Origin of the sequence: Amycolatopsis kentuckyensis (assembly GCF_041679295.1) — a bacterium.
Taxonomy (GTDB): domain Bacteria; phylum Actinomycetota; class Actinomycetes; order Mycobacteriales; family Pseudonocardiaceae; genus Amycolatopsis; species Amycolatopsis kentuckyensis_A.
The window spans coordinates 974,207-995,692 of record NZ_JBGDMD010000002.1; the positions used below are offsets into that span (position 1 = coordinate 974,207).

Genomic DNA, 21,486 nt, shown 5'->3' on the forward strand with positions numbered 1-21,486 from the left:
ATCGGGTTATCCAAACTGTAGCGACGATGCTAGGTTACCGGTGCGTACACAGTAGATGAACGTAATCGGGAAAGCGACGGTTCAATGGTAGGTAATTCTGTTGTCGACCGGCCGCACCGGGCGACGCTCGGCCGTTCCGTGACGCTCTTCCGCACGTTCCTCACCGAGCAGAGCGACCCGGACGGCTTCTATTCCGCGCTGGCCGCCGACTCGGTCCGGCAATTGGCGGCGCACACTCCGCTGTCCGGGCGCACGGTGCTCGACGTCGGCGGCGGCCCCGGGTACTTCTCCGACGCCTTCCGCGCGGCCGGCGCGGTCTACCTCGGCCTCGACCCGGACGTCGGCGAGCTGTCCGCGCGCGGCGAGCCCGGCGAGAACATGATCCGCGCCAGCGGCACGGAACTGCCCGTGCGCAGCGGATCCGTCGACGTCTGCTACTCGTCGAACGTGCTGGAGCACGTCAGCGAGCCGTGGGTGATGCTCGACGAGATGTGCCGGGTGACCAAGCCCGGCGGCACGGTCTTCGCGTCGTTCACGCCGTGGTTCTCCCCGTGGGGCGGCCACGAGACCGCGCCGTGGCATTTCCTCGGCGGGTACTACGCCCGGCAGCGGTATTCCCGGAAAGAGGGGAAGCAGCCGAAGAACAAATTCGGTGAAAGCCTGTTCCCGGTTTCGGTCGGCGCCGCACTTCGCTGGGCGAAGACGACGCCGCTCGCCGATCTGGTGGCCGGGTATCCGCGTTACCACCCGAGCTGGGCGATGTGGATCGTGCGGATTCCCGGCCTTCGTGAGATCGCTTCGTGGAATCTGGTTCTGGTCCTGCGCCGGAGGTGAACTACCGGTCGGCGCCGACCGGCACCCGGTGCCGCCGCTGCGGCGGGGCCGGCGGCTCGGCCGGGCGGCGGCGGGCCAGCAGGAAGATCGCGACGAGGATCAGCACGCCACCGCCGATGCCGAGCCAGAGCGGCCCGGTGCTCGACAGGAACTCCAGCTTGCCCTTGTTCGCGTTCACCTGGTCGACCATCTGCGAGATCGTCTTGCCGTTGTAGGCGAGGGTCCCGTCGAACACGACCGTCGAGCTGCCACCGGTGCCGACGCGCAGCTCCTGGTGCTGCTGTTGCTGCTGCTTGACCTCGATCCCGGTGACCGGCTCGACCCACAGCGTGTTCACGCCGCGGTAGTAGAGGTCGGCGTCCACAGTGGACTGATCGGAGCCGACCAGTGAACCGGGCACCTTCTTCGAGTCGAGCTTGGTGTCCGGGATCTCCTGGACGAACTTGTAGGTCTCGATCCCGTTCACCGTCTCGGTGCCGGTGTAGCGCGCGGTGACGGCCGCGCCGGTGTTGTCGTCGTAGACCTTGTAGTCCTTCTGCTCGGTGCCGAAGGGGAACTTGAAGTTCAGGCCGGGCTGCGCCTTCTCGATGTTCGTCTCCGGCGGCTTCTGGCCGTCCTTGTCGGCCTTGTCCTTCAGCTCGGTGACGTAGCTGCTGTCGGCGGCGCACGACGGGTCGGTCGCGCCGCGCGGGTCGTAGCCCTCGCCGGTGCGCCGGTCGAAGCAGACCTGCCGCTTGCTCGCGCTGAGCACCGTGCCGTCGGCGTCGTCGGTGACCTGCACCGCGAGCAGCCAGACCGCGTAGTCGGTGTCCCGGTGCATCTCCGGCGCGGCGAAGTTCGCCTGCACGTGCGCCACCGCGGTCAGCTTGGCGTTCTCGCGGATGTTCGAGACCGGGCCGGAGCCGTCGTCGGTCACCGCGAGGACCTTGCTCGCGGTGCCCTCGAGTACCGACGTCGAGTCCTGGTCGAGCGGCACCTTGGCGAGCTTCGGGTAGACGTAGGTGGGGAGGAGCACCGCCCCGGCGGCGGCGAAGACGCCCAGTGCCAGCAAGATCAGGCCGAAAGCACGTCGCAACGGTCCTCCTGGGTCGTCTTCGTCGACAGCACAAATTACCCGGCGGTAATCAGTGCTGCGGATAGTGGCCCGCGCCACGCCGCGCGTCAAAGTGTGACCGGCGGTCACAGCCACCCGGTGCCACCGGAAGGTCGCATGTGCGCCGCCGTTCGGACCAAGCGGCCAACCAAGTTTGTTCCCGGGCACAACGGGCCCGGGCCCACCATCGGACGATCCTCACTCCGCCGCGCCGGACCGCAAAGGAGAGAATCCCTTTTGCCCCAGGACCCATCGATGGTCGCGATCGCGGCCACCGCGCGCTGGCGGGCCCGGATCGTGGCGGCGGCCGCGAGCGCGGGGATCACGCTGACCGACCCGCTGGCCGGCGTGCCCGGCATCCGGCCGCTCGCCTGCACGCTGGGCGACCTCGGCGTGATCGTGCCGAGGCTCGGCGGCGAGCCCTCCCGGGCGGCGATCGGCGCCCACTCGGACTCGATCGCCGACCGCGAGCTGCGCGACGCCGTCGCCGACGTGGCGGCGCTGCTTTCCCTGCACGGCAACGTGGTGCTCGACCTCGACGCGGGCGGCCGCCGCCGCCCGGCAGCCAGGCCGGACGTGGTCGTCTCGGCCGGTGTGGACCGTCCCCAGTGGACGGAGCCGGCGGTGACGCTCCCGGTGGGCACGGACCGGCGCGGGGGTCCGCTCACCGTGGCGCTCACCGCCGGTCCCGGCTTCGAAGGGACGTTGCTGGAACTGGCCCGGCTGGTCGAAGCGGACGCGGCTTAGCTGGTCCGACCAGGTGATGCCCCGGCCTTCGGCTCAACCGGTCACCCCCGGCGGCGTGGATGCCGTGTACCCATCCACGACGCCAGGAGGCAGGATCGATGAAATCCCGCATCGTCAAGACCGTGTTCGCCGCGACGCTGACGGCCGTCGGGCTGGCGGTTCCGCTGGCCGCGCCCGCGTCCGCGGCGCCCGCCTACTGCACCGCCTCGCAGTCCGGCAACGGCGCGAAGGCCTACTGCTACGCCTCGGCTTCGGGCACGCAGTTCCGGGCCGTGGCCTACTGCAAGTACGTGACACCGACCGGCAGCGTCGACTACTCGAACTTCTACGGCGCTTGGCGGGTCCAGGGCGACCCCACCTGGTCCACTGCGCCGTGCGGGCTCGGCTGGAGCTTCCTCTCGCCGAACGCGCAGACGAGGTGACGCCCCGCCCGTCGCGGATCCGTCCGCGGCGGGCTATTCGTCCACCCACTCCAGCAGGTCGCCGGGCTGGCAGCCGAGGACCCGGCACATCGCCTCCAGCGTGCTGAACCGCACCGCCTTCGCCCGCCCGTTCTTCAGCACCGCCACGTTGGCCGGCGTCAGCCCGACCTTCTCGGCGAACTCCCCGACGCTCATCTTGCGCTTCGCCAGTTCGACGTCGATGCGCACGACGATCGCCATCAGATGACCGCTTCCATGTCGGACCGCAGCGTAGTGGCCTGCCGCAGCAGGGCGCGCATGACCACCATCAGCAGGCCGAGGACGGTGATCCCGACGGTCACCAGGAACAGCAGCATCGGCATCCCCGGGTCGTCGGCGTTGAAGCCGACGAACAGCAGCATGCCGACGAACACCAGCCAGGCCGCGCCGATGGCCCACACGATCGCGTCGACCCACTTCAGTGACGCGGTCGTGAAGATCCGGTCCTTCTTGACCAGTGTCAGCAGCTGCCAGGTCGCGACGAGCACCACCTGCACGCACAGCACGAGGAACACCGCGATCGCGGTCAACGGCCAGCGCAGCGGAGCGTCGTGCGGGTTCTGCTGCGTGTGGTAGGCGATCCCGCCCGGCAGCGACAGCGTCTGGAACACGACGAGGACGCCGAACAGCACCACGAGGAACACTCTGAGCGCGCGAACGGCCCACTTCTCGGAAATCATGCGCCGACTATCGCTCGATATCTATCGAAAGTCAATCGGTCGAGTCGGGATCGAGACGTACCGACTCCAGGGCGACGTACAGCTCGCCGATGTCGACGGGGTCGGTCAGGTCGCGCTTGGTCAGGTCCTGCACGCGGCGCAGCCGGTAGCGGACGGTGTTGGGGTGCACGAACAACCGGTCCGCGGCCTCCTTCGCCGAGCCGTGGCCGGCGAACCACGCGAGCAGCGTGTCGAGCAGGACTTTCCGCTCCGCGTCCGGCAGCGCGAGCACGCCGGCCAGCGCCGAGCGCACGACGTCGCGGGCCATCCCCGGCGCCGCGGCGACCAGCGTCGTCACGGGCGAGTCGCCGAACACGACGACACCGGCCGTCCCCGACGGCAGCGAGCGGCGGGCGATCCGGGCCCGGTGCAGCGCGTCCGGGACGTCGGGGAAGCCGCTGAACGGCTTGCTCATCCCGGCCGCCACCGGCAGCGAACCCAGCACTTCGCGCAGCCGCCGGACGTCTTCGACGCGGTCGATCGCGACCAGGCCGGCCTCGCCGCCCGGCCGCCACGCCGACCGCCAGCGGCGAGCCCGCAGCAACGCCTCGACCGTGTCGTGCTCGTCGGGCTCGACGCGCTCGGTGACCACCACGACGAACATGCCCGCCGTCGGCAGGCCCAGCTCCCGGGCGGCGGCCTCCATGTCGGCCTGGCTCGCGAGCCGGCCGCGGAGCAGGTCGTCGAGCAGCCGCACGTCGGCGTGCGACGGCTCGGCCGCGACCTCCTCGTACGCCGTCGTCAGCGCGTCGGAGTAGAGGTCGATCGCCTTCCAGACGTAGGAGTTGATCTCGATCGTCCGGGTGGGGTTGAGGAACTCCGGGCCGGCCAGCTCCAGCAGAGCCTCGTAGACGAAGGTGCCGCCGATCCGGAACGCGCGCAGCACCGCGGGCAGCGGGATGCCCTGCCGCGCCTGGACGAGCCCGGTCTTGCGGGCGGCGTCGAGGGCGAGGCCGCGGCCCTCGGCCAGCGCGGTCAGCGCGCGCTCGAGGTTGGCGCGGCAGACCTGCCGCAGCTCGTCCGGCGAGACGTGGTCGACCTGCCGGTAGAACTCGTCCTCTTCACTCAGCAGCCGGGCGAGGCGGTCGGCGAACTCCGGCAGTCTGGCCAGCATCTCGCGCACCAGCTCGCGGTGTTCGCGAGGTACCGGCCTGGCTGGAGCTTCGATGCCCATTCCTCACTTTAGCTCGGGTCCCGCGCCCGGGACATGCACGAACTTGAGCAAAATTCATGTCCGCTGGGTGATCGGCCCGGTGAGGGGTTGACGCCACGATCGACTCACGAAGGGCGCCGCGCGGTGAGGTAGACGTGCGGTTCGGGCCCGGCTTCCGGGTGGTCCGGGACGAACACCGCCTGCTCCTCGCGGACGATCTCCAGGCCGGCGGCGCGGAGTTTCTCTTTCAGGGTCTCGGCGTCGAAGCTGCTCGCGCGGACCGGGTGGCCCATGAAGACGATGTCGACGCCGTCCACGTCCGCGGGCACGGTGGCGAAGACGAGCAGGCCGCCGGGCTTCAGCCACGCCGCCATCCGGCCGAGCATCGTCTCCTGGTCGGCGCGGGGGAGCTGCAGCATCGAAAAGAACGCCGTGATCGCGTCCCACGAACCGTCTTCGAAAGCCAGTTCGCGCATGTCGCCGACCTCGAACCGCGCGGCCGGCACCTGGGCGCGCGCGATCTCGACCATCTTCGGTGCGACGTCGTAGCCGGTCACCGCGTAGCCGGCCGCGGCGAGTGCGTCCGCGGTGGGGCGGCCGGTGCCGGAACCGAGGTCGAGCACGGTCGCCCCGGCCGGCAGCCGCTCGGCCAGCGCGGTGAGCGCGGCGCGCTGCTCGGCGAGGTTCCGGAAGGCGTGTTCGTAGTCCGTGCCGAGGGCGTCGAACACTTCGGCGGCGGTTTCGGGACGCGTCATGCGCCCACCCTGCCAGACAGTCGGCATTCGCAAGGAATCGACTTCTTCTTGCAAGTTTGAGGCAAAGTCTTGTTTGATTCGCGAGGGTGACTTACTCTTCCGCCGCAGTCCCTCCGGCGAAACGAGGCCCTGGATGTCGCGACGCACCTTCGGAGCCGCGCTCGTCGCGGTCACCGCCCTCGTGTCGGTGGCCGCACCGGCGGCCGCCGCCGACCGGCCGGTCGTGACGCGAGCGGCACTCGACCCCGCGCTGGTCGCCGGACGCGGCGCCAGCGTCGGCTTCCTGGAACAGGAAGCGGAAAATGCGCGTACCGACGGCGTCGTGCTCGGCCCCGACCGCTCGGCCTACACGCTGCCGTCGGAGGCGTCCGGCCGCCGGGCCGTGCGGCTGGCGCCGAAGCAGTACGTCGAGTTCACGCTGCCGGCCGCGGCGAACGCGATCACCGTCCGCTACAGCATTCCGGACGCCCCACGCGGCGGCGGGATCACCGCGCCGCTCGACGTCACCGTGAACGGCGCGCACCGGCAGCGGATGACGCTGACTTCGCAGTACTCCTGGCTGTACAACCAGTACCCGTTCACGAACGACCCCGAAGCGGACCTGCTGCACCCGGACTGGTGGATCACCGAGTGCTCGTGTGTGCCCGCGGCGACCACGCCCGCGCCGGTCGTCGCGAAACCGTTCCGCCCCACGCACTTCTACGACGAGCAGCGGCTCCTGCTCGGCTCGTCCTACCCGGCCGGCGCCAAGATCCGGCTCACCGCGTCGGCGGGCGCGGCCTGGACGGTCGTGGACCTGCTCGACTCCGAACTGGTCGCGCCGCCGCGCGTGCTGCCCTTCGCGGCCAACGCGCTGCTCTTCGGCGCCGACCCGACCGGCCACCGCGACTCGGCCGGGGCCCTCGACCGGGCCATCGCCTTCGCGCGGCGCGCGCACCTGAAGGTCTACCTGCCGCCCGGCACCTACCGGGTCGATCGGCACGTCATCGTCGACGACGTCACGATCGAAGGCGCCGGCAGCTGGTACACGATCGTCAAGGGCCACGGCGTCGGCATCTACGGCAAGGCCGAGGGCAGCCACGACGTCCACCTCGCCGGCTTCGCGATCGAGGGCGACGTACGGGAGCGCGTCGACACCGACCAGGTCAACGCGGTCGGCGGCGCGCTCAACGACTCCACTGTGGACTCCCTGTACCTGCACCACACCAAGGTCGGCCTGTGGTTCGACGGGCCGATGTCCCGCACGCGGATCACCAACAACGTCATCGCCGACCAGATCGCCGACGGCCTGAACTTCCACACGGGAGTGACGGACTCGGTGGTGGCGAACAACTTCCTGCGCAACACCGGCGACGACGGCCTGGCCATGTGGTCGGAGAAGGCGCAGGACGCGCGGAACACGTTCGACCACAACACCGTCCAGACGCCGGTGCTGGCCAACGGGATCGCGCTCTACGGCGGTGTGGACAACGTCGTCTCGGCGAACCTGATCGCCGACCCGATCCGCGAGGGCAGCGCCATCCAGGTCGGCTCGCGGTTCGGCGCGGAGCCGTTCGAGGGCAGCTTGCGGATCGCGGACAACACGACCGTCCGGGCCGGGACGTTCGAGCTGAACTGGAAGATCGGGCTCGGCGCGATCTGGTTCTACGCGCTGGAAAAGGACATCGCCGCGGACATCTCGGTGACCGGCGACCACTTCCTCGACAACACCTACAACGCGATCATGCTGGTCAGCGACTTCCCGGTGAAGGACGAGTACTCGATCAGCGGGCTGCGGTTCGCGGACCTGCGCGTCGACGGCACGGGGACGTCGGTGCTCAGCGCGCGGTCGGCGGGGTCGGCGTCGTTCCGGAACGTGGCCGCGCGGGGCGTCGGCGCGGTCGGCGTCAACAACTGCGGGTCGTTCAACTTCCCGCCGACGGGCTCGGAGTTCGCGCTGACCGACCTGGGCGGCAACGGCAGCTGGCTCGCGCCGTGGCTGCTGCCGAACACGATCACCTGCGACGACCGGCCGCCCGTCGTGCCACCCCCGGCGCCTTCGGGGTGGTGACTGCCGAAACGACATGAATGAGTCATTCATGTCGTTTGATGTCAGGGTCCCGGTGAAGTCGGATCGGTGCTGTCGGTTTGGCGGCCGGTGACCATCGAAGCTTGGCATCCTGCTGAAGCGCCTCTTCGGCCTGGCGTTCCGGGGGTGGGGTGGGGGCAGCTGTTCTGGCAAAGCGCCTTCCGGCACCCCGAAGCTGTCATTGTGACTACGGCCGGCAACACCGCGTCAAGGCGGGAAAGATGCCTTGACCCGGCGCTGCCGGCCGTGTTCTGGCTTCGGATCGGGGTGCGGGGGGAGTCTGGGTCCTCGTCGATGCCTGTTCTCGGGGGCCTCTCGCCTTTGGCGTCGGCCTTCGTGGCGAGGCGGTGGGCAGCCGTTCAGGCGGCAGTTGGCATGAACGAGTCGTTCACCTCGCCGGATGCGATGAACGAGTCGTTCATGACCACCGAAGCTCGGCGTCCCGCCGAAGCGCCTCTTCGGCCCGGCGCCCCGCGGGCAGTGGTGCCGGGCGGAGCATCGCCCCACCCGATTTTGCCGGAGCCCTGTCGCCAGACGACGTGAATGACTCATTCATGTCGTCGCGGCGTCGCGCGGGCCGGGCCGCTAGGGTTTTGCCCGTGACGGGTTTGCGGGGTGTCTTCGCCGGGTTCGGCAAGAGCAGGGCGTTCGCGGTGCTCGGGCGGGCGCTCGTGCCGGCCGACCGGGTGCTGCTGCGGGTCACCGGTGGCCGGGTCGGGGTTGGCGCGGCCGTCGGGCTGCGGACGCTGCTGCTCACCACCGTCGGCCGGCGCAGCGGCGAACCCCGGCAGGTGCCGCTGCTCTACGTCGAGCGCGGGGGCGGGTACGTCGTCATCGGCTCGAACTGGGGCGGCGAAGCGCATCCGGCGTGGTCGGCGAACCTGCTGGCCCAGCCCCAGGCGACGGTCGCGATCGGCGGCCGGACCGTCGAGGTCACCGGACGGCTCCTTACCGGCGACGAGCGCCAGGAGATGTGGGACGCCGTCGCGTCGTACTGGCCGGCCTACGACCGCTACGCCGTGCGCGCCGGCGACCGCGAGATCCGCGTGTTCCTGCTGGAGCCGGTTAGTCGATGAGGTCGGTGTGCCGGATCCGGTACACCTGCAGCCGCAGGTTGTAGTACTTCTCGGTCTCGCCGACCCACTGCATGCCGAGCCGCTTCGCGACCGCGATCGCGCGCGTGTTGTTCGGCCGCGCGACGGCGAAGAGCTCTTCGGTGTCCTGGGTGAACGCCCACTCGATCAGTGCGGTCGCCGCCTCCGACGCGTAGCCCCGGCCCCAGACGCCGGGGGCGAGCTGCCAGCTGAGTTCGAGGTCCTCTTCGAACGGCGGCAGCAGCCGGATGCCGAGGCCGCCGATCACGACACCGTCCTCCTTGCGCTCGACGGCCCAGCGCCCGCGCGGCGGCGGCAGGTTCGGCTGCGCCTCCTGCCAGGCGTTCAGCACCGCGCGCATCGCGCCGATGTCGCCGACGCGGTCCATGGCCGGTGTCAGCCAGTGCGTCACGTCTTCCGCGCCGTAGATGCCGTACGCGGCTTCGGCGTCGTCAACCGTCCAGTCCCGGATCACGAGCCGGTCGGTGCTCAGCGGGGTCTCCATACCAGGACGCTACGCCCGGTGGCCCGTGATTGTTCCCGGCTCCGGCGCACGTCACTCCGGGTTTACAGTCGCCCTGTGGACGAACTGCGTGATCTCCTGGCCCGCGCCGCCGAGCTGGCCGCCGACCACCGGGCCGGCCTCGACGACCGCCCGGTCGCCAAGCCCGTCGACCCCGCAGCTTTGCGCGCGGCGTTCGGGCAGCTCCGCGACGCGCCGACCCCACCCGCGACCGTCCTCGAAGAACTCGCGAAAGCCGCCGAGCCCGGGCTGGTCGCCACCGCCGGGCCGCGGTTCTTCGGGTTCGTCATCGGGGGCGCGCTGCCCGCCGCGACCGCCGCCGACGTCCTCGCCGCCGGGTGGGACCAGAACGCGTTCAACGCCGTCCTCTCCCCGGCCGCGGCCGCCGCCGAACAGGCCGCCGGGGACTGGCTCAAGGAGCTGCTCGGCCTCCCCGCCACCGCGTCCGCCGGCTTCGTCACCGGCGGGCAGGCCGCGAACACCGTCGGGCTGGCCGCCGCCCGGCACCACGTGCTCGCCGAAGCCGGCTGGGACGTCGAGCGCGACGGGCTCGCCGGCGCCCCGCGCGTCCGCGTCGTCGCGAGCGAAGAGCGGCACGCCACCGTCGACCGCGCCCTGCGGCTGCTCGGGTTCGGCACCCGGGCCGTGGTGCCGGTCAAGGCCAAAGCGGATGGTGCCATCGACATCGACGACCTCGCGGCCAAGGTCGACGGACCCACCATCGTCTGCCTGCAGGCGGGCAACGTGAACACCGGAGCCTGCGACGACATGCGGGCCGCCCGCGCGGTGGCGGAGAACGCGTGGATCCACGTCGACGGCGCCTTCGGCCTGTGGGCCGCCGCCAACCCCAGGACCGCGAGCCTCCTCGACGGTGTCGAGCTGGCCGACTCCTGGGCCTGCGACGGCCACAAGTGGCTCAACGTCCCGTACGACTCGGGGTTCGTCTTCTGCGCGCGCCCGGACGTCCACGCCGAGACGATCGCCTACCGCGCCGCGTACCTGACCGGCGCCGGCGAGGTGTCCGGGATGGGTGACCTGACGCTGGAGTCGTCGCGCCGCGCCCGCGGCTTCGCGGTCTGGGCCGCGTTGCGCGAATTGGGGCGCGACGGCGTCGCCGAACTCGTCGACCGCTGCTGCCGGCTGGCCCACCGCTTCGCGCGCACCCTCGCCGAAGGCGGCGCCGAAATCGCCAACGACGTCGTCCTCAACCAGGTCCTCGTGTCCTTCGGGGACAATACCGACACGATCATCGACCGCGTTCAGCGCGACGGCACCTGCTGGCTCGGCGGAACCACCTGGCGCGGCCGCCGGTACCTGCGGATTTCGGTGTCCAACTGGACGACCACTGAGGCGGACGTCGACCGCTCGGCCGCGGCGATCCTCCGGCTGGCCGCTCAGTAGCCTTCGCGCACCGAAAGCGGGTCCGTCCGCCAGCCGATCTGCTTCTCCGCACCGGTCGGCCAGCTCGACGACAGCCGCCGCCGGACGCTGCCGAGCGCGCCCAGCCGGACGAGGTCGACCCGGGAACCCTGCGCTGCCAACGATGTCACCTCGGCGGGGGTGAGCGGGACGAAGTCGAAGTACTGCGCGTCCTCGCCGCCGGACCAGTCGACGAACTCGGTGAAGATCGCGGCGAACCCCTGGCGGCACTCCGGACATTCGCGCAGCGAGATGCCGAAGTGGGACTGTTCGACCAGGCGGTGGGTTTCGCGCAGCCGGGTCGTGCAGAAGGCCAGCGCGGTGAGGGCGTCTTCGCCGGAGCAGCGGGCGCAGCCGAACTCGGTCATCGGCCGATCATGCCACGCCGTGAATTCGCGCCGGGCTGCGGTGTCATCGCGAAACCTTTGACCACAACGTTTCGCCCTGGTCCGCAGTGGTCTGGACCTGTTAGCCTCAGCGCGCCACCCAGTCCGCAGGCCGGAAGGGAAAGTCGTGCTCCGCATGAGAAAGAGCGTCGCTGTCGCCGCACTGGCGCTGGCCGCGGCCGGCGTCGTGGCGCCGTCCGCCGAAGCGAGCCAGCCCTCGGGCAAGGTGATGGCCTACTTCGCCGATTGGGACGTCTACGCCCGCAACTACCACGTCAAGGACATCGAGACGTCGGGTTCGGCCGCGAAGCTGACCCACATCAACTACGCGTTCGGCAACGTCACCGGCGGCGGGTGCGCCGTCGGCGACCCGTGGGCCGACCACGACATGCCCTACGACGCCACGATGAGCGTCAACGGCCAAGCCGACAGCGGTGCGCTGCACGGCAGCTTCAACCAGATCCTCGAGCTGAAGAAGCTGCACCCGAAGCTGAAGGTGCTGTGGTCGTTCGGCGGCTGGACCTGGTCGGCCGGTTTCGGTGAGGCGGCCAAGAACCCCGAGGCCTTCGCCGAGTCCTGCTACAACCTGGTCAACGACCCGCGCTGGGCGGGCGTCTTCGACGGCATCGACATCGACTGGGAGTACCCGAACGCCTGCGGCGACACCTGCGACACCAGCGGGCCGAAGGCCTTCACGACGCTGGTCAAGGCGCTGCGGGCGAAGTTCGGGCGCCAGCTCGTCACCGCCGCGATCACCGCGGACGGCTCGAACGGCGGCAAGATCGACGCCACCGACTACGGCAGCGCGAGCCGGTACCTCGACTGGTACAATGTGATGACCTACGACTACTTCGTCGCGGGCGGCCAGCCGGCCGGGCCCACCGCGCCGCACTCGCCGCTGCGGTCCTACCCGGGCATCCCGCACGCCGGGTACTACGCCGACGCCGCGATCCAGAAGCTGCGTCACCAGGGCGTTCCGTCGGCGAAGATGTTGCTGGGCCTCGGGTTCTACGGCCGTGGCTGGGACGGCGTGACGCAGAAGCAGCCCGGGGGCACCGCCACCGGCCCGGCGCCGGGCACGTACGAAGCGGGCGTCGAGGACTACAAGGTCCTCAAGACGACGTGTCCGGCCAACGGCAAGGTCGCCGGTACGGCGTACGCGAAGTGCGGCTCGCAGTGGTGGAGCTACGACACGCCGGAGACGGCGTCGGCGAAGGCCGGTTACGCGAAGTCGCAGGGGCTCGGCGGGATGTTCGCCTGGGAGCTCTCGGGCGACACCGCGAACGCGGAACTGCTGCGGGCCATCGCCGGCCGCTGCTGAAACAAGCTGGAGGGCCCGGGCGCGAACCCGCCCGGGCCCTTCGTCCATTCAGGACGACGCCGGGAAGCCGTGCCGCCGGGCGCCCAGGACCACGGCGAGCACCGGCAGCAGGAGCAGCAGCAACGTCCAGGGGAAGGACGCGGGGCCGGCGGCGTCGAGCAGGACGCCGCCGAGCACGCCGCCCGCGGCCATCGCCGCGTTCCACAGCGTGACGAGCATGGCTTGCGCGTTGTCCGCCGCGGCGCCGCCCGCGTTGCCGGCGGCGGTCTGCAGGAGCGTCGGGACGCCGCCCCAGCCGAGGCCCCATAGCGCGACGGCGGCGTAGACCAGCGCCGGACTGCCCGATGCGGTCGCGAGGATCGTGGCGGCGACGGCGACCAGGATGGTGCTGAGGACCGTCAAGATGCGGAGTGCGCGGTCGATCCGCGCGCCGACGACCCAGATCCCCGCCATCGACGCGACGCCGAAGACGAGCAGGACGACGTCCACCGCGTCGCCCATCCCGGCGTGGCCGAGGAACGCGGCGACGTAGGTGTAGAGCACGGTGTGGGCCAGCACGAACACCAGCGTCACGGCCAGCACGGGCGCCACGCCGGGCACGGACAGCGTGCGCCGGACCGGTGTCCGGCCGCCGGTCTGCCCGGGCTGGTCCGGGACCCCGCCGGCGATCCAGGCGAGGAGCACGACGGCGATCGCGGACATGACGCCGAACGCCGAGCGCCAGCCGAGCAGGCCGCCGAGGAACGTCCCGGCCGGGATGCCGAGCGACAGGGCCAGCGGGATGCCCGCCATCACGATCGCGATCGCCTTGCCCTGGTTCCCGGGGGCGAGCCGCCGGGCGTACCCGGCCAGCAGCGCCCAGACGACGCCCGCGGCCACGCCGGCGACGAACCGGGCCACCATCGTCAGCGGGTAGTTCGCGGACAGCGCCGTCACGGTGTTGGCGACGGCGAACCCGGCCACCCCGGTCAGCAGCAAGCGTTTGCGGGACCAGCTCGCGGTGGCGGCGGAGAGCGGGATCGCGGTGAGGGCCGTGCCGAGGGCGTAGATCGTCACGGCCTGGCCGGCCGCGGCCTCGCCGACGCCGAGGCCGGCGCTCATGCCGGGCAGCACGCCGGCGGGCAGCGCCTCGGTGAGCACGGTGACGAACGCGGCGGTGGTGAGGGCGAGGAGGGCGGGGGTCTGTCGGCGGACTTCGGTGCTCGTCATGCCGCTATGCTCGAACCTTCACATACGTGTGAAGGTCTACGTGAGGTGGGGCACATGCGGATCGGCGAGCTCGCGGAGCGCACGGGAACGTCCCGGCGGCTGCTCCGGTACTACGAGGAGCAGGGCCTGATCATCGCCTCGCGCGGGGCGAACGGCTACCGCGACTACGACGAGCCGACGGTCGACCGCGTGCTCCAGGTCCGCGGGCTGCTCGACGCCGGGCTGCCCACGAGGATCATCAAACAGATCCTGCCGTGCCTGGACAAGCCCCGCGCGATCTACTTCCCGGACGCGACCCCGGAGATGATCGCGACGCTCGAGGAGGAGCGCGACCGCATGGCGCGGCGGGCGGAGTGCCTGCTGCGCAACCGCGACGCGATCGCCGAGTACCTCGACGCGGTGCGCGCGTACGACCCGGCCTAGTCGGGTTCGTCGGGGGTCCGCACCCAGTGCAGGGTGTCGGGTTCGGGCCACCAGCCGGCGGGTTCCGGCCGGGGACGCGCCCCTTCGTCGGCCCACCAGCGCGGGGGCGCGTCCTCACCCATGGGGTCGACGCTAGGAGGGGGAGCGGTGCGAGCACACCGGTCGAGGGCGGCCAACGTCCGGTTTCGGCCGGTTCGGGCTGGCCGGAAGCGGACAGTGGCCGAACCCGCCCCTGCCGGTGCGCGGTGTCCCGGCTTTAGGTTGGAGAAGGGAAGAAGATCACTTCGCGGGGAGCAGGAAAATGATCAAGCGAGCGCTGGCCGGACTGGCCGTGGCGGCGGCGATCGGCACGCTGTGCGCACCCGCGGCGGCGGCCGCGACGGGAAACGGCGACCCGGCGTACCGCCCGCCGGGCGTGTGCGTGTGGATCTGGACCGAAGGCCCGCCCCAGTGCAAGAAGCTGGAGTAGCTCCGGGGTAGGGGGAGGCCCCGGATGGGGAAGGGACCCGGCCGGCGCGATGGGTTGGCGCCGGCCGGGCCCCAATGTGGCCTTCGGTGCGTGAGACGCACCGAAGGCCGCCTTGGGTGCGTGAGACGCAACCAAGGCCGCCTTGGGGCGCTCGGGCTCAGCCCAGCCACCCCAACCGGGTCGCCGCGAAGACCGCCGCCACCCGGTTGTCCGCCTGCAGTGCCTCCAGCAACCCCTGCACGTGCCGGCGGACCGTTCGCTCGCTCACGTCCAGGTGCCGCGCGATCGCGCCGTCCGTCATGCCCGTCGCCAGCAGGTCCAGCACCTTCGCCTGCGTCGGCGTCAACCCGTGCCGCGGCCGGGATGCCGGGCCGTGCACCGCGACCGCCTGGCTCCACACCAGCTCGAACAGCATCCGCAGCGCCGCCACGATCGTCGGGCTGCGGATGAACAGCGCGCCCTCCATGCCGCTCGGGTCCAGCGGCACCAGCGCCGAATGGCGGTCGGCGATCACCATCTTCATCGGCAGCTCCGGCGCCACCCGCATGGTCCAGCCGGCCTCGACGCTCGCGTCGACGACCGCCTTCGCCCCTTCGAACTCCAGCGCCGCGCGCTCGTAGACGTTGCGCAACGCGACTCCGCGCTCGGTCACCGCCTCGGGCAGGCGCATCACCGTGCCCGCGTCCGGCTTGCGCTTGAAGTGGTGCGTAGTGAACGTCAGGAAGTCCTCGCGCGCGGACAGGCACAGCTCCAGCGACAGCGAGCCGATGCGCCGCGGGTCCGTCAGCACTTCGACGGCCGAGTCGCCGCCCGAACCGTTCGCCGCCCGGTACACCGCTTGCAGCACGTCCAGCTGCTGGCGCGCGGCGACGATCTGCCGCTGCTGCTCCAGCAGCTGCTGCTGCGCGCCCAGGATGGCGTGGTCGACCGCGCGGACCGGCTCCATCGGCGCGATCACCGGGTCTTCGCGGTAGTCGCGGCGCACGAACCCGCGGTCGAACAGCTCCCGCATCTCCGGGCTCTCGGCCCGCGGGTCGTCCAGCGGTAGCGGCCCGGTGCGCACCATCGTGTCGTACAGCGCGCCCGCGCCGGGTGTCAGCAGCCCCTCGAGCATCCCGTGTCCCTTTCCGGCAGCGCGAGCGAGCCCGGCCGGATCCGGACACGACCGCTCTGCCGCCTACCCCACGCGCCGGACGGGGGAAAGGATTAGGCCGGTCGCGAAAAAGGGCCGGACCCGTCGAGGGGGCGGGTCCGGCTCGTCACCAGCGCCGCGACGGGTCGATCACGTGGACGGCCGCTTCCTCCGCCGAAGCCGCTCCGCCGTCGATGCCCGCGTCGGACGCGTACAGCTCTTCGTCGGTGTCTTCGCCGAAACCCTCGTCCGTCGCCACCAGACGGCCCGCGCGGACGTCGCCGACCTCGTCGTCGATCAGCTCGCCGTCGGTGTCTTCGCTGTCGCCGAGGCCGTCGCCTTCGTCGGCGGCCAGGTCCGGGACCTCGCGCGCCAGCCGGCCCTCCCAGCTTTCGCCCTCCGCGGTCTCCCGCGCGGTCGTGCCCCACTCCTCGGTCTCCCGCGGGCGTTCCGGCGGCGAATATCCCTCCGCGAGCTCGTCGCGGTCGTCCAAGGTGTCCTCGGGGTCGAGGATGCCTTCGTCGGCGTGGTCTTCGATGTCGTCGTTCATGCGTCCATCCTCGCTCAGCTCCTTGGCCCCGCGCGGCTCGGGTGATATCACCGAGCACGTCCGCCGCACGGGCGGTGTTCCGGTGAAAGGTGATCCCCAATGCCGATGAGACGCAGGGTGCTGGCCGCGGGCCTGGCCGGGGTGTTCGGCGCCGCGCTGTCCGGGCGGACCGCCCAGGCCGCGACCGCGCCGCCGGTCCGGCTCGACCAGCTGAACCTGGTGAACCTGTCGCACGTCAACGACCCCGCCACGACGAACGTCTTCCCCGGCGACCCGGCGTTCGAGCTGGAAACCATCGCCACCATCCCGGACGACGGCTACTACCTGCAGTTCGTCCGCGAAGGCGAGCACACCGGCACGCACTGGGGCGCGCCGGGCCACTTCAACACCGGCGAGCCGCTCGCCGACGACATGGACCCGGCGGATCTATTCCGGCCCGCCGTCAAGATCGACGTTAGAGCGAAGGCCGCGGGCAACCCGGACTACGCGGTGACGGTCGACGACCTCAAGGCGTGGGAGAAGCGCCACGGCCGCATCCCCGACGAGTCCGTCGTCGTGCTCTGGACCGGCTGGGACGCGAAGTGGGGCACCCCGGCCTACCCGAACACCGACGCCGACGGCGTGCTGCACCAGCCCGGCTTCTCGATCCCGGCGGTCAAGTGGCTGATCGACACCGGACGGCTCGGCCGCCGCGGCGGGACGGGTACCGACACGTTCAGCCCGGACGTCGGCACCGACGAGACGTACACGGTGTCGAAGCTGGTCTACCGGCGGCACCGGATCAGCCTGGAGATCCTGGCGAACCTGAAGGCCCTCCCGACGACGGGGGCGTGGGTGCTGGCGGGCGGCCCGATCAACCGGAAGGGAGCGGGCTCGACGGCGACGATCTTCGGCGTCCTCCCGCCCGGCGTGCACTAACCCGCGGGGATCGCCGACAGCTTCAGCGCGGACAGCGGCGCAGGGCGGCCGTACCGGTAGCCCTGCGCCGTCGTGCACCCCGCCCGCGTCACCAGCGACGCCTGTTCGGCCGTCTCGATCCCCTCGGCGACCACGTCCAGCTCCAGGTCCGCGCACAGCCCGACCAGCGACCGGCACAGCGCCGCGTCGCGGTCCGGCTGCACCCCCGTCGTCAACGCGCGGTCCAGCTTGATCAGGTCGACCGGCAGCGCGTGCAGCACGGTCAGCGAGCTGTACCCCGCCCCGAAGTCGTCCAGCGCCACCCGGACGCCCAGCGCCTGCAGCCGCCGGATCGCCGCCGCGCCCGCGGCCAGGTCGGGGACCGGGACCGTCTCGGTGATCTCGACGACGAGCCGGGACGCCGGCAGCCGGTAGCGGTCCAAAGCGGACCCGACGCTCTGCTCCAGCGCCGCCGCGCCGAGGCGGCTCGCGCACACGTTGACGTGCACCGTCAGGTCCAGCCCGGCGGAAGTGATCTCACGGCACGCCAGGTCCAGCACCAGCGCGTCCAGTTCGGCGCCCAGCCCCGCGCCTTCGGCGGCGCGGACGAACGTCTCCGGCGAAACCGCCGTACCGTCGCGCGTGGTCCAACGGGCGAGCGCCTCCACAGCCACCGGGGTCTCGTCGGCCAGCCGGACGATCGGCTGGAACACCAGGCCGAACCCCTCCGGGATCCCGCCCGACGCGCGCCGCAGCGCGGCCGGGAAGTCCGGCGGGCCGTCCTGCGACGGGCGGTAGACGACCGTCGTGTCCTTGCCCAGCCGCTTGCCCGCGTACATCGACGTGTCCGCGCGGCCCAGCAGCACGTCCGACGTCACCTGCGGCTCGGCCGGGTCCGGCACGACCAGGCCCATGCTCGCGCGGACCGGGACGAGCGTGCCGTGCACCGCGAACGGCCGCCGCAGCGCGCCCTGGATCCGGTCGGCGACGGCCTGCGGCGCGTCCAGCTCGCCTTCGAGGAGGATCGCGAACTCGTCGCCGCCCAGCCGCGCGACGGTGTCGCCCGCGCGCACGCAGCTCAGCAGCCGCTGGGCGACGGCGTGCAGCAGGACGTCCCCGCCCGCGTGCCCGAACCGGTCGTTGACCTCCTTGAAGTCGTCGAGGTCGACGAAGATCAGCACGAGCGGGTGGCCGGTGGACTCGACGGCCCGGTCGAGCCGGTCGGCGAAGAGCGCGCGGTTGGCCAGCCCGGTCAGCGGGTCGTGGTAGGCCTGGTGGGTCAGCTGCTGCTGGCCCTCGTACACCCGGCGCAGCAGCAACCGGTTGTCCAGCAAGGAAAGCAGCTGCCGGGCGAGCACGAGGAACACCACGAGCACGCCGACGAACACCTCGACGCCGTCCGGGCCGGCGCCGGCCAGCAGCTGCACGGTGATCAGCAGCGCGACGGCGGTGACCGGGACGTACGGCAGCGCCAGCTGCCACCAGTCGACGCCGGCCGCCGGACCCGCTTCCTCGCGGTGCCGGGGCCCGGGCGTGGCCAGCAGCGCGAACGCGATGAACAGCGGCCCGAGCACGAACCCGCCGTCCGACCACGGCTTCATGCTCTCCGCGCCGATGCTGACGAGGTAGGCGAAGACGCTGTCGGACGCCGCCAGCGCCACGATCCCGACCGCGGCGAGCAGCAGGTTCGCCCGGTAGGGCCGGTCCACCCGGTCGAACACGACGAGCAGCACCGCGACGACCACGATCACCAGGTCCGACAGCGGGTAGGAGATGGCGACGGCCCAGGTCAGCTTGTCCGGCGCGGTGGCGCGCACCAGCTGCCCGAGCGCCGCGGTCCAGGTGAGGATGAACAGCGAGCCGGTGACGATCAGGCCGTCGAGCACGACCGCGACGCCGAAGTGGGCGGTCCACTGGGCGGGCTGCCAGCGTTCGCGGTCCGGCCGCACGCGCGCCCGCGCCAGGACGAACAGCGCCGCCAGCGCGAACAGCGGGAAGCTGAGGTAGCCGATGTCGGCCACGGACGGCGACGGCAGCCCGCGCCCGTCGATCAGCTGGTACCACGACCAGGCGCACTGGCCGAGCGACCAGCCGGCCATCCCGATCGCGACGAGCACCCGCCACCAGCGCTGGTGGCCGCGGGCGCGGCGCGCGGCCAGCACGCCGCAGACGACCGCGCCGACCCCGGCGCTCAGCTGCATGGCGTCGTCGATCCAGAGGGCGAAGGTGTCGCCCCAGAACGCGAAGCCGTTGACGACGACGAGGGCCACCGTGAGGAAGACGAGCAGGGCCGCGACTGGGTACCGCCGCACTGTCATGGCACCTCACGTGGGTCACCCGCCGGTCGGACCGGCAAACACTACACCGCGCGCACGGCCGTGCCGGGACACCGCACCGATGGCCGGGATTCCCGCGTCAGGCGATGTCGCGGCGGTGCAGCAGCCAGCCGCCGAGCACGGCGAACGCGATCAGGTACGCGGCCAGCACGGCGGCGGCCTGCCCGGATCCCACGATCGGGTCGACCCCCGGGGCGCTCGCCCCGAACGCGGCCGCGAGCGCGCCCGCGTTCGGCCCGGGCAGCGCCTTCTGCAGCTGCGCGACCCAGTCCAGCAGCGGCGCGGCGATCGACGCGAGCAGGTTCTGCACGGCCAGCAGCCACACCAGCCCGAGCCCGATCGGCAGCGCGACCGACCGCAGCCCGACGGCGAGCAGCACGCCGAGCGCGCCCCACATCGTCGTCACCAGCCAGCCGGCGCCGAGGCCGAGCAGGACGCCGGAGACCGACGGCCAGTCCAGCGGCTGGTCCTTCAAGGACGCGACGAGCACGCTCGCCCCCGCCGTCGCCGCGAACAGCGCGAGCACCGCGGCCAGCGCTCCCACCGCGACGGTGACCAGCTTCGCGGCGAAAACGGCGACGCGCGAAGGGTGTTGCACCAGCACGGTTTTCCACGTGCCGTAGCCGTATTCGCTGCCGGCCACGAGTACGCCGAAGATCAGCGCGAGGGCGCCGACGAAGATCGGCAGGCCGCCGAGGGCACTGCCGACGAACGCGCCGGGCAGCAGCGCGTCCAGCCCGCGTCCCGAGCCCGGCGGCCCGGCGGCGCCGCTCAACCCCGCGTAGGGGACGGCGTAGCCGAACGTCAGCGAGAGCAGGACGGCGACGGCGAGCAGCAGCCAGCTCGCCGGGCGGCGGGCCTGCTTGGTCAGTTCGGCGCGGGTGTCACGCAGCATGGCCGGTACCTCCGGTGAGGGTGAGGAAGGTCTGTTCCAGGTCGGGTTCGCGCCAGCGCAGCTCGGTGACGGTCAGCCCGGCGCCGACGAGCTCGGCGTTGACCCGCCCGGCTTCCGCGCGGTCGACGTCGAGTTCGAGGGCGTCCCCGTCGACGCGGACGCCCGGGTAGAGCCGTCGCAAGTGGTCGCGAGCCTGGTCGAGCGGGTCGGCGACGACGCGCAGCGCGCCGCCCGCCCGCAGGTCCGCGACCGTGGTTTCGGTGACCAGGCGGCCGTGGTCGAGCACGCCGACGCGGTCGCAGATCTGCTCCACCTCGGCCAGCAGGTGGCTGGACAGCAGCACGGTGCAGCCCCCGGCGGCGAGCTTGCGGAGGGTGACCCGCATGTCGGCCATGCCGGCCGGGTCGAGGCCGTTGGTCGGCTCGTCGAGCACGACCAGCTCGGGCTCCTTCAGCAGGGCCGCGGCGAGCCCGAGCCGCTGCTTCATGCCGAGCGAGTACGCCGAATACCGGTCCTTCGCGCGGTCGGCGAGGCTGACGACGTCGAGCACGGCGTCGACGCGGGTCCGCGGCACCCCGGCGTGGTCGGCGAGGACGCGCAGGTTCGCCCGGCCGGACAGGTACGGGTAGAAGGCCGGGCCTTCGATCAGCGCGCCGACGCGGGCGAGGCTTCCAGGGCCGGGTTCGGCGCCGAGCACCCGGACGCGGCCGGCGGTCGGCCGGATCAGGCCGAGCAGCATCCGCAGCGTCGTGGTCTTGCCGGCGCCGTTCGGGCCGAGGAAGCCGTAGACCTCGCCGGCGTGCACCGAAAGGTCGAGCCCCTCGACGGCGGCGGTGGCTCCGTAGCGCTTGGTCAGTGCGGTGGTTTCCACCGGCTGGATCATGGGTCGCCTCCTTCGTGGCGCTTCCCATGGTCGGGTTCCGGACGGCCCCGGTCGTCCGACGGCGTACGGCAATCGCCGCTACGCCGGCGGACGTACGCGGGGCACATCCGGCTCAGCGC

The 21,486-nt window shown here is 71.8% G+C and carries 24 protein-coding genes; 10 read left to right on the forward strand and 14 right to left on the reverse strand.

What is annotated here, in order from left to right:
• The first annotated feature begins 138 nt into the window (after positions 1–138).
• Entirely contained in the window at positions 139–834 is a 696-nt protein-coding gene (locus ACERZO_RS10755) for a class I SAM-dependent methyltransferase (protein WP_372664390.1), read from the forward strand.
• A gap of 1 nt (position 835) precedes the next feature.
• Here ACERZO_RS10755 and ACERZO_RS10760 read toward each other — a convergent pair whose 3' ends face one another.
• On the reverse strand, positions 836–1,909 hold the full coding sequence (locus tag ACERZO_RS10760; protein ID WP_372664391.1) for a DUF3068 domain-containing protein: 1,074 nt from the start codon (positions 1,907–1,909) through the stop codon (positions 836–838).
• Between the two features lie 273 nt (positions 1,910–2,182).
• On the opposite strand from ACERZO_RS10760, the gene ACERZO_RS10765 reads away from it, so the two are divergent.
• Both ACERZO_RS10765 and ACERZO_RS10770 read left to right on the forward strand, forming a co-directional pair.
• Positions 2,183–2,674: a hypothetical protein gene (locus tag ACERZO_RS10765; protein WP_372664392.1), complete on the forward strand. Its 492-nt coding sequence runs from the start codon at positions 2,183–2,185 to the stop codon at positions 2,672–2,674.
• Between the two features lie 98 nt (positions 2,675–2,772).
• On the forward strand, positions 2,773–3,096 hold the full coding sequence (locus ACERZO_RS10770; protein WP_372664393.1) for a hypothetical protein: 324 nt from the start codon (positions 2,773–2,775) through the stop codon (positions 3,094–3,096).
• A gap of 33 nt (positions 3,097–3,129) precedes the next feature.
• On the opposite strand, the gene ACERZO_RS10775 is transcribed toward ACERZO_RS10770, so the two are convergent.
• The 4 genes from ACERZO_RS10775 to ACERZO_RS10790 form a co-directional block, all read right to left on the reverse strand.
• The gene (locus ACERZO_RS10775) at positions 3,130–3,336 is read right to left on the reverse strand and encodes a helix-turn-helix domain-containing protein (protein WP_372664394.1); all 207 of its coding nucleotides are present in this window, start codon (positions 3,334–3,336) and stop codon (positions 3,130–3,132) included.
• Entirely contained in the window at positions 3,336–3,815 is a 480-nt protein-coding gene (locus ACERZO_RS10780) for a DUF2975 domain-containing protein (RefSeq protein WP_086673210.1), read from the reverse strand. Before ACERZO_RS10780 ends, ACERZO_RS10775 begins: the two co-directional genes overlap by 1 nt.
• 31 nt (positions 3,816–3,846) lie before the next feature.
• Positions 3,847–5,028 carry a PucR family transcriptional regulator gene (locus ACERZO_RS10785; protein ID WP_372664395.1) on the reverse strand — a complete coding sequence of 394 codons (1,182 nt, stop codon included), beginning with the start codon at positions 5,026–5,028 and terminating at the stop codon, positions 3,847–3,849.
• 104 nt (positions 5,029–5,132) lie between these two features.
• Complete coding sequence (locus tag ACERZO_RS10790; RefSeq protein ID WP_372664396.1) at positions 5,133–5,762, reverse strand: class I SAM-dependent methyltransferase; 630 nt, start codon at positions 5,760–5,762, stop codon at positions 5,133–5,135.
• Between the two features lie 133 nt (positions 5,763–5,895).
• On the opposite strand from ACERZO_RS10790, the gene ACERZO_RS10795 reads away from it, so the two are divergent.
• Positions 5,896–7,812: a glycosyl hydrolase family 28-related protein gene (locus tag ACERZO_RS10795; protein ID WP_372664397.1), complete on the forward strand. Its 1,917-nt coding sequence runs from the start codon at positions 5,896–5,898 to the stop codon at positions 7,810–7,812.
• Between the two features lie 626 nt (positions 7,813–8,438).
• Positions 8,439–8,906 (forward strand): nitroreductase family deazaflavin-dependent oxidoreductase, encoded by a 468-nt coding sequence (locus tag ACERZO_RS10800; protein WP_372664613.1) that lies wholly within the window; start codon positions 8,439–8,441, stop codon positions 8,904–8,906.
• Here ACERZO_RS10800 and ACERZO_RS10805 read toward each other — a convergent pair.
• Positions 8,896–9,429: a GNAT family N-acetyltransferase gene (locus ACERZO_RS10805; protein ID WP_372664398.1), complete on the reverse strand. Its 534-nt coding sequence runs from the start codon at positions 9,427–9,429 to the stop codon at positions 8,896–8,898. The two genes, ACERZO_RS10800 and ACERZO_RS10805, sit on opposite strands and share 11 nt — an antisense overlap.
• A gap of 84 nt (positions 9,430–9,513) precedes the next feature.
• Between ACERZO_RS10805 and ACERZO_RS10810 the strand changes: the two genes are divergently transcribed.
• On the forward strand, positions 9,514–10,848 hold the full coding sequence (locus tag ACERZO_RS10810; RefSeq protein ID WP_372664614.1) for a pyridoxal phosphate-dependent decarboxylase family protein: 1,335 nt from the start codon (positions 9,514–9,516) through the stop codon (positions 10,846–10,848).
• Here the strand turns inward: ACERZO_RS10810 and ACERZO_RS10815 are convergent.
• The gene (locus tag ACERZO_RS10815; protein ID WP_372664399.1) at positions 10,842–11,234 is read right to left on the reverse strand and encodes a hypothetical protein; all 393 of its coding nucleotides are present in this window, start codon (positions 11,232–11,234) and stop codon (positions 10,842–10,844) included. The two genes, ACERZO_RS10810 and ACERZO_RS10815, sit on opposite strands and share 7 nt — an antisense overlap.
• A 154-nt stretch (positions 11,235–11,388) precedes the next feature.
• Here ACERZO_RS10815 and ACERZO_RS10820 point away from each other — a divergent pair, with 154 nt between their 5' ends.
• On the forward strand, positions 11,389–12,573 hold the full coding sequence (locus ACERZO_RS10820; RefSeq protein ID WP_372664400.1) for a glycoside hydrolase family 18 protein: 1,185 nt from the start codon (positions 11,389–11,391) through the stop codon (positions 12,571–12,573).
• 48 nt (positions 12,574–12,621) lie between these two features.
• On the opposite strand, the gene ACERZO_RS10825 is transcribed toward ACERZO_RS10820, so the two are convergent.
• A complete protein-coding gene (locus ACERZO_RS10825) occupies positions 12,622–13,782 on the reverse strand; it encodes an MFS transporter (protein ID WP_372664401.1) in 1,161 nt (386 codons plus the stop codon).
• A gap of 54 nt (positions 13,783–13,836) precedes the next feature.
• Here ACERZO_RS10825 and ACERZO_RS10830 point away from each other — a divergent pair, with 54 nt between their 5' ends.
• Entirely contained in the window at positions 13,837–14,205 is a 369-nt protein-coding gene (locus ACERZO_RS10830) for a MerR family transcriptional regulator (RefSeq protein ID WP_372664402.1), read from the forward strand.
• Here the strand turns inward: ACERZO_RS10830 and ACERZO_RS10835 are convergent.
• Positions 14,202–14,327 (reverse strand): hypothetical protein, encoded by a 126-nt coding sequence (locus tag ACERZO_RS10835; protein ID WP_372664403.1) that lies wholly within the window; start codon positions 14,325–14,327, stop codon positions 14,202–14,204. The two genes, ACERZO_RS10830 and ACERZO_RS10835, sit on opposite strands and share 4 nt — an antisense overlap.
• Positions 14,328–14,506: 179 nt before the next feature.
• Here ACERZO_RS10835 and ACERZO_RS10840 point away from each other — a divergent pair, with 179 nt between their 5' ends.
• Complete coding sequence (locus tag ACERZO_RS10840) at positions 14,507–14,674, forward strand: hypothetical protein (RefSeq protein WP_372664404.1); 168 nt, start codon at positions 14,507–14,509, stop codon at positions 14,672–14,674.
• 157 nt (positions 14,675–14,831) lie between these two features.
• On the opposite strand, the gene ACERZO_RS10845 is transcribed toward ACERZO_RS10840, so the two are convergent.
• Together ACERZO_RS10845 and ACERZO_RS10850 are read right to left on the reverse strand one after the other, a co-directional pair.
• On the reverse strand, positions 14,832–15,788 hold the full coding sequence (locus tag ACERZO_RS10845; RefSeq protein ID WP_372664405.1) for a LuxR C-terminal-related transcriptional regulator: 957 nt from the start codon (positions 15,786–15,788) through the stop codon (positions 14,832–14,834).
• Between the two features lie 145 nt (positions 15,789–15,933).
• Positions 15,934–16,356, reverse strand: a complete 423-nt coding sequence (locus tag ACERZO_RS10850; protein ID WP_372664406.1) for a DUF5709 domain-containing protein — start codon at positions 16,354–16,356, stop codon at positions 15,934–15,936.
• 99 nt (positions 16,357–16,455) lie between these two features.
• On the opposite strand from ACERZO_RS10850, the gene ACERZO_RS10855 reads away from it, so the two are divergent.
• The gene (locus tag ACERZO_RS10855; protein WP_372664407.1) at positions 16,456–17,274 is read left to right on the forward strand and encodes a cyclase family protein; all 819 of its coding nucleotides are present in this window, start codon (positions 16,456–16,458) and stop codon (positions 17,272–17,274) included.
• Here ACERZO_RS10855 and ACERZO_RS10860 read toward each other — a convergent pair.
• The 3 genes from ACERZO_RS10860 to ACERZO_RS10870 form a co-directional block, all read right to left on the reverse strand.
• Positions 17,271–19,565: a putative bifunctional diguanylate cyclase/phosphodiesterase gene (locus ACERZO_RS10860; protein WP_372664408.1), complete on the reverse strand. Its 2,295-nt coding sequence runs from the start codon at positions 19,563–19,565 to the stop codon at positions 17,271–17,273. The genes ACERZO_RS10855 and ACERZO_RS10860 overlap by 4 nt on opposite strands.
• Before the next feature lie 103 nt (positions 19,566–19,668).
• Entirely contained in the window at positions 19,669–20,484 is an 816-nt protein-coding gene (locus tag ACERZO_RS10865) for an ABC transporter permease (RefSeq protein WP_372664409.1), read from the reverse strand.
• Positions 20,474–21,367, reverse strand: coding sequence for an ABC transporter ATP-binding protein (locus ACERZO_RS10870; RefSeq protein ID WP_372664410.1), 894 nt, complete (start codon positions 21,365–21,367; stop codon positions 20,474–20,476). The genes ACERZO_RS10865 and ACERZO_RS10870 overlap by 11 nt, the downstream gene beginning before the upstream one ends.
• Positions 21,368–21,486 lie beyond the last annotated feature (119 nt).

What these genes read in the sequence shown, in the direction of transcription:
- ACERZO_RS10840 (WP_372664404.1), top strand. Translation starts at nt 14,507, where the DNA reads ATGATCAAGCGAGCGCTGGCCGGACTGGCCGTGGCGGCGGCGATCGGC.
- ACERZO_RS10775 (WP_372664394.1), bottom strand. Translation starts at nt 3,336, where the DNA reads ATGGCGATCGTCGTGCGCATCGACGTCGAACTGGCGAAGCGCAAGATG.
- ACERZO_RS10795 (WP_372664397.1), top strand. Translation starts at nt 5,896, where the DNA reads ATGTCGCGACGCACCTTCGGAGCCGCGCTCGTCGCGGTCACCGCCCTC.
- ACERZO_RS10865 (WP_372664409.1), bottom strand. Translation starts at nt 20,484, where the DNA reads ATGCTGCGTGACACCCGCGCCGAACTGACCAAGCAGGCCCGCCGCCCG.
- ACERZO_RS10835 (WP_372664403.1), bottom strand. Translation starts at nt 14,327, where the DNA reads ATGGGTGAGGACGCGCCCCCGCGCTGGTGGGCCGACGAAGGGGCGCGT.
- ACERZO_RS10855 (WP_372664407.1), top strand. Translation starts at nt 16,456, where the DNA reads ATGCCGATGAGACGCAGGGTGCTGGCCGCGGGCCTGGCCGGGGTGTTC.
- ACERZO_RS10765 (WP_372664392.1), top strand. Translation starts at nt 2,183, where the DNA reads ATGGTCGCGATCGCGGCCACCGCGCGCTGGCGGGCCCGGATCGTGGCG.
- ACERZO_RS10790 (WP_372664396.1), bottom strand. Translation starts at nt 5,762, where the DNA reads ATGACGCGTCCCGAAACCGCCGCCGAAGTGTTCGACGCCCTCGGCACG.
- ACERZO_RS10815 (WP_372664399.1), bottom strand. Translation starts at nt 11,234, where the DNA reads ATGACCGAGTTCGGCTGCGCCCGCTGCTCCGGCGAAGACGCCCTCACC.
- ACERZO_RS10845 (WP_372664405.1), bottom strand. Translation starts at nt 15,788, where the DNA reads ATGCTCGAGGGGCTGCTGACACCCGGCGCGGGCGCGCTGTACGACACG.
- ACERZO_RS10805 (WP_372664398.1), bottom strand. Translation starts at nt 9,429, where the DNA reads ATGGAGACCCCGCTGAGCACCGACCGGCTCGTGATCCGGGACTGGACG.
- ACERZO_RS10850 (WP_372664406.1), bottom strand. Translation starts at nt 16,356, where the DNA reads ATGAACGACGACATCGAAGACCACGCCGACGAAGGCATCCTCGACCCC.
- ACERZO_RS10830 (WP_372664402.1), top strand. Translation starts at nt 13,837, where the DNA reads ATGCGGATCGGCGAGCTCGCGGAGCGCACGGGAACGTCCCGGCGGCTG.
- ACERZO_RS10780 (WP_086673210.1), bottom strand. Translation starts at nt 3,815, where the DNA reads ATGATTTCCGAGAAGTGGGCCGTTCGCGCGCTCAGAGTGTTCCTCGTG.
- ACERZO_RS10770 (WP_372664393.1), top strand. Translation starts at nt 2,773, where the DNA reads ATGAAATCCCGCATCGTCAAGACCGTGTTCGCCGCGACGCTGACGGCC.
- ACERZO_RS10820 (WP_372664400.1), top strand. Translation starts at nt 11,389, where the DNA reads ATGAGAAAGAGCGTCGCTGTCGCCGCACTGGCGCTGGCCGCGGCCGGC.
- ACERZO_RS10825 (WP_372664401.1), bottom strand. Translation starts at nt 13,782, where the DNA reads ATGACGAGCACCGAAGTCCGCCGACAGACCCCCGCCCTCCTCGCCCTC.
- ACERZO_RS10870 (WP_372664410.1), bottom strand. Translation starts at nt 21,367, where the DNA reads ATGATCCAGCCGGTGGAAACCACCGCACTGACCAAGCGCTACGGAGCC.
- ACERZO_RS10785 (WP_372664395.1), bottom strand. Translation starts at nt 5,028, where the DNA reads ATGGGCATCGAAGCTCCAGCCAGGCCGGTACCTCGCGAACACCGCGAG.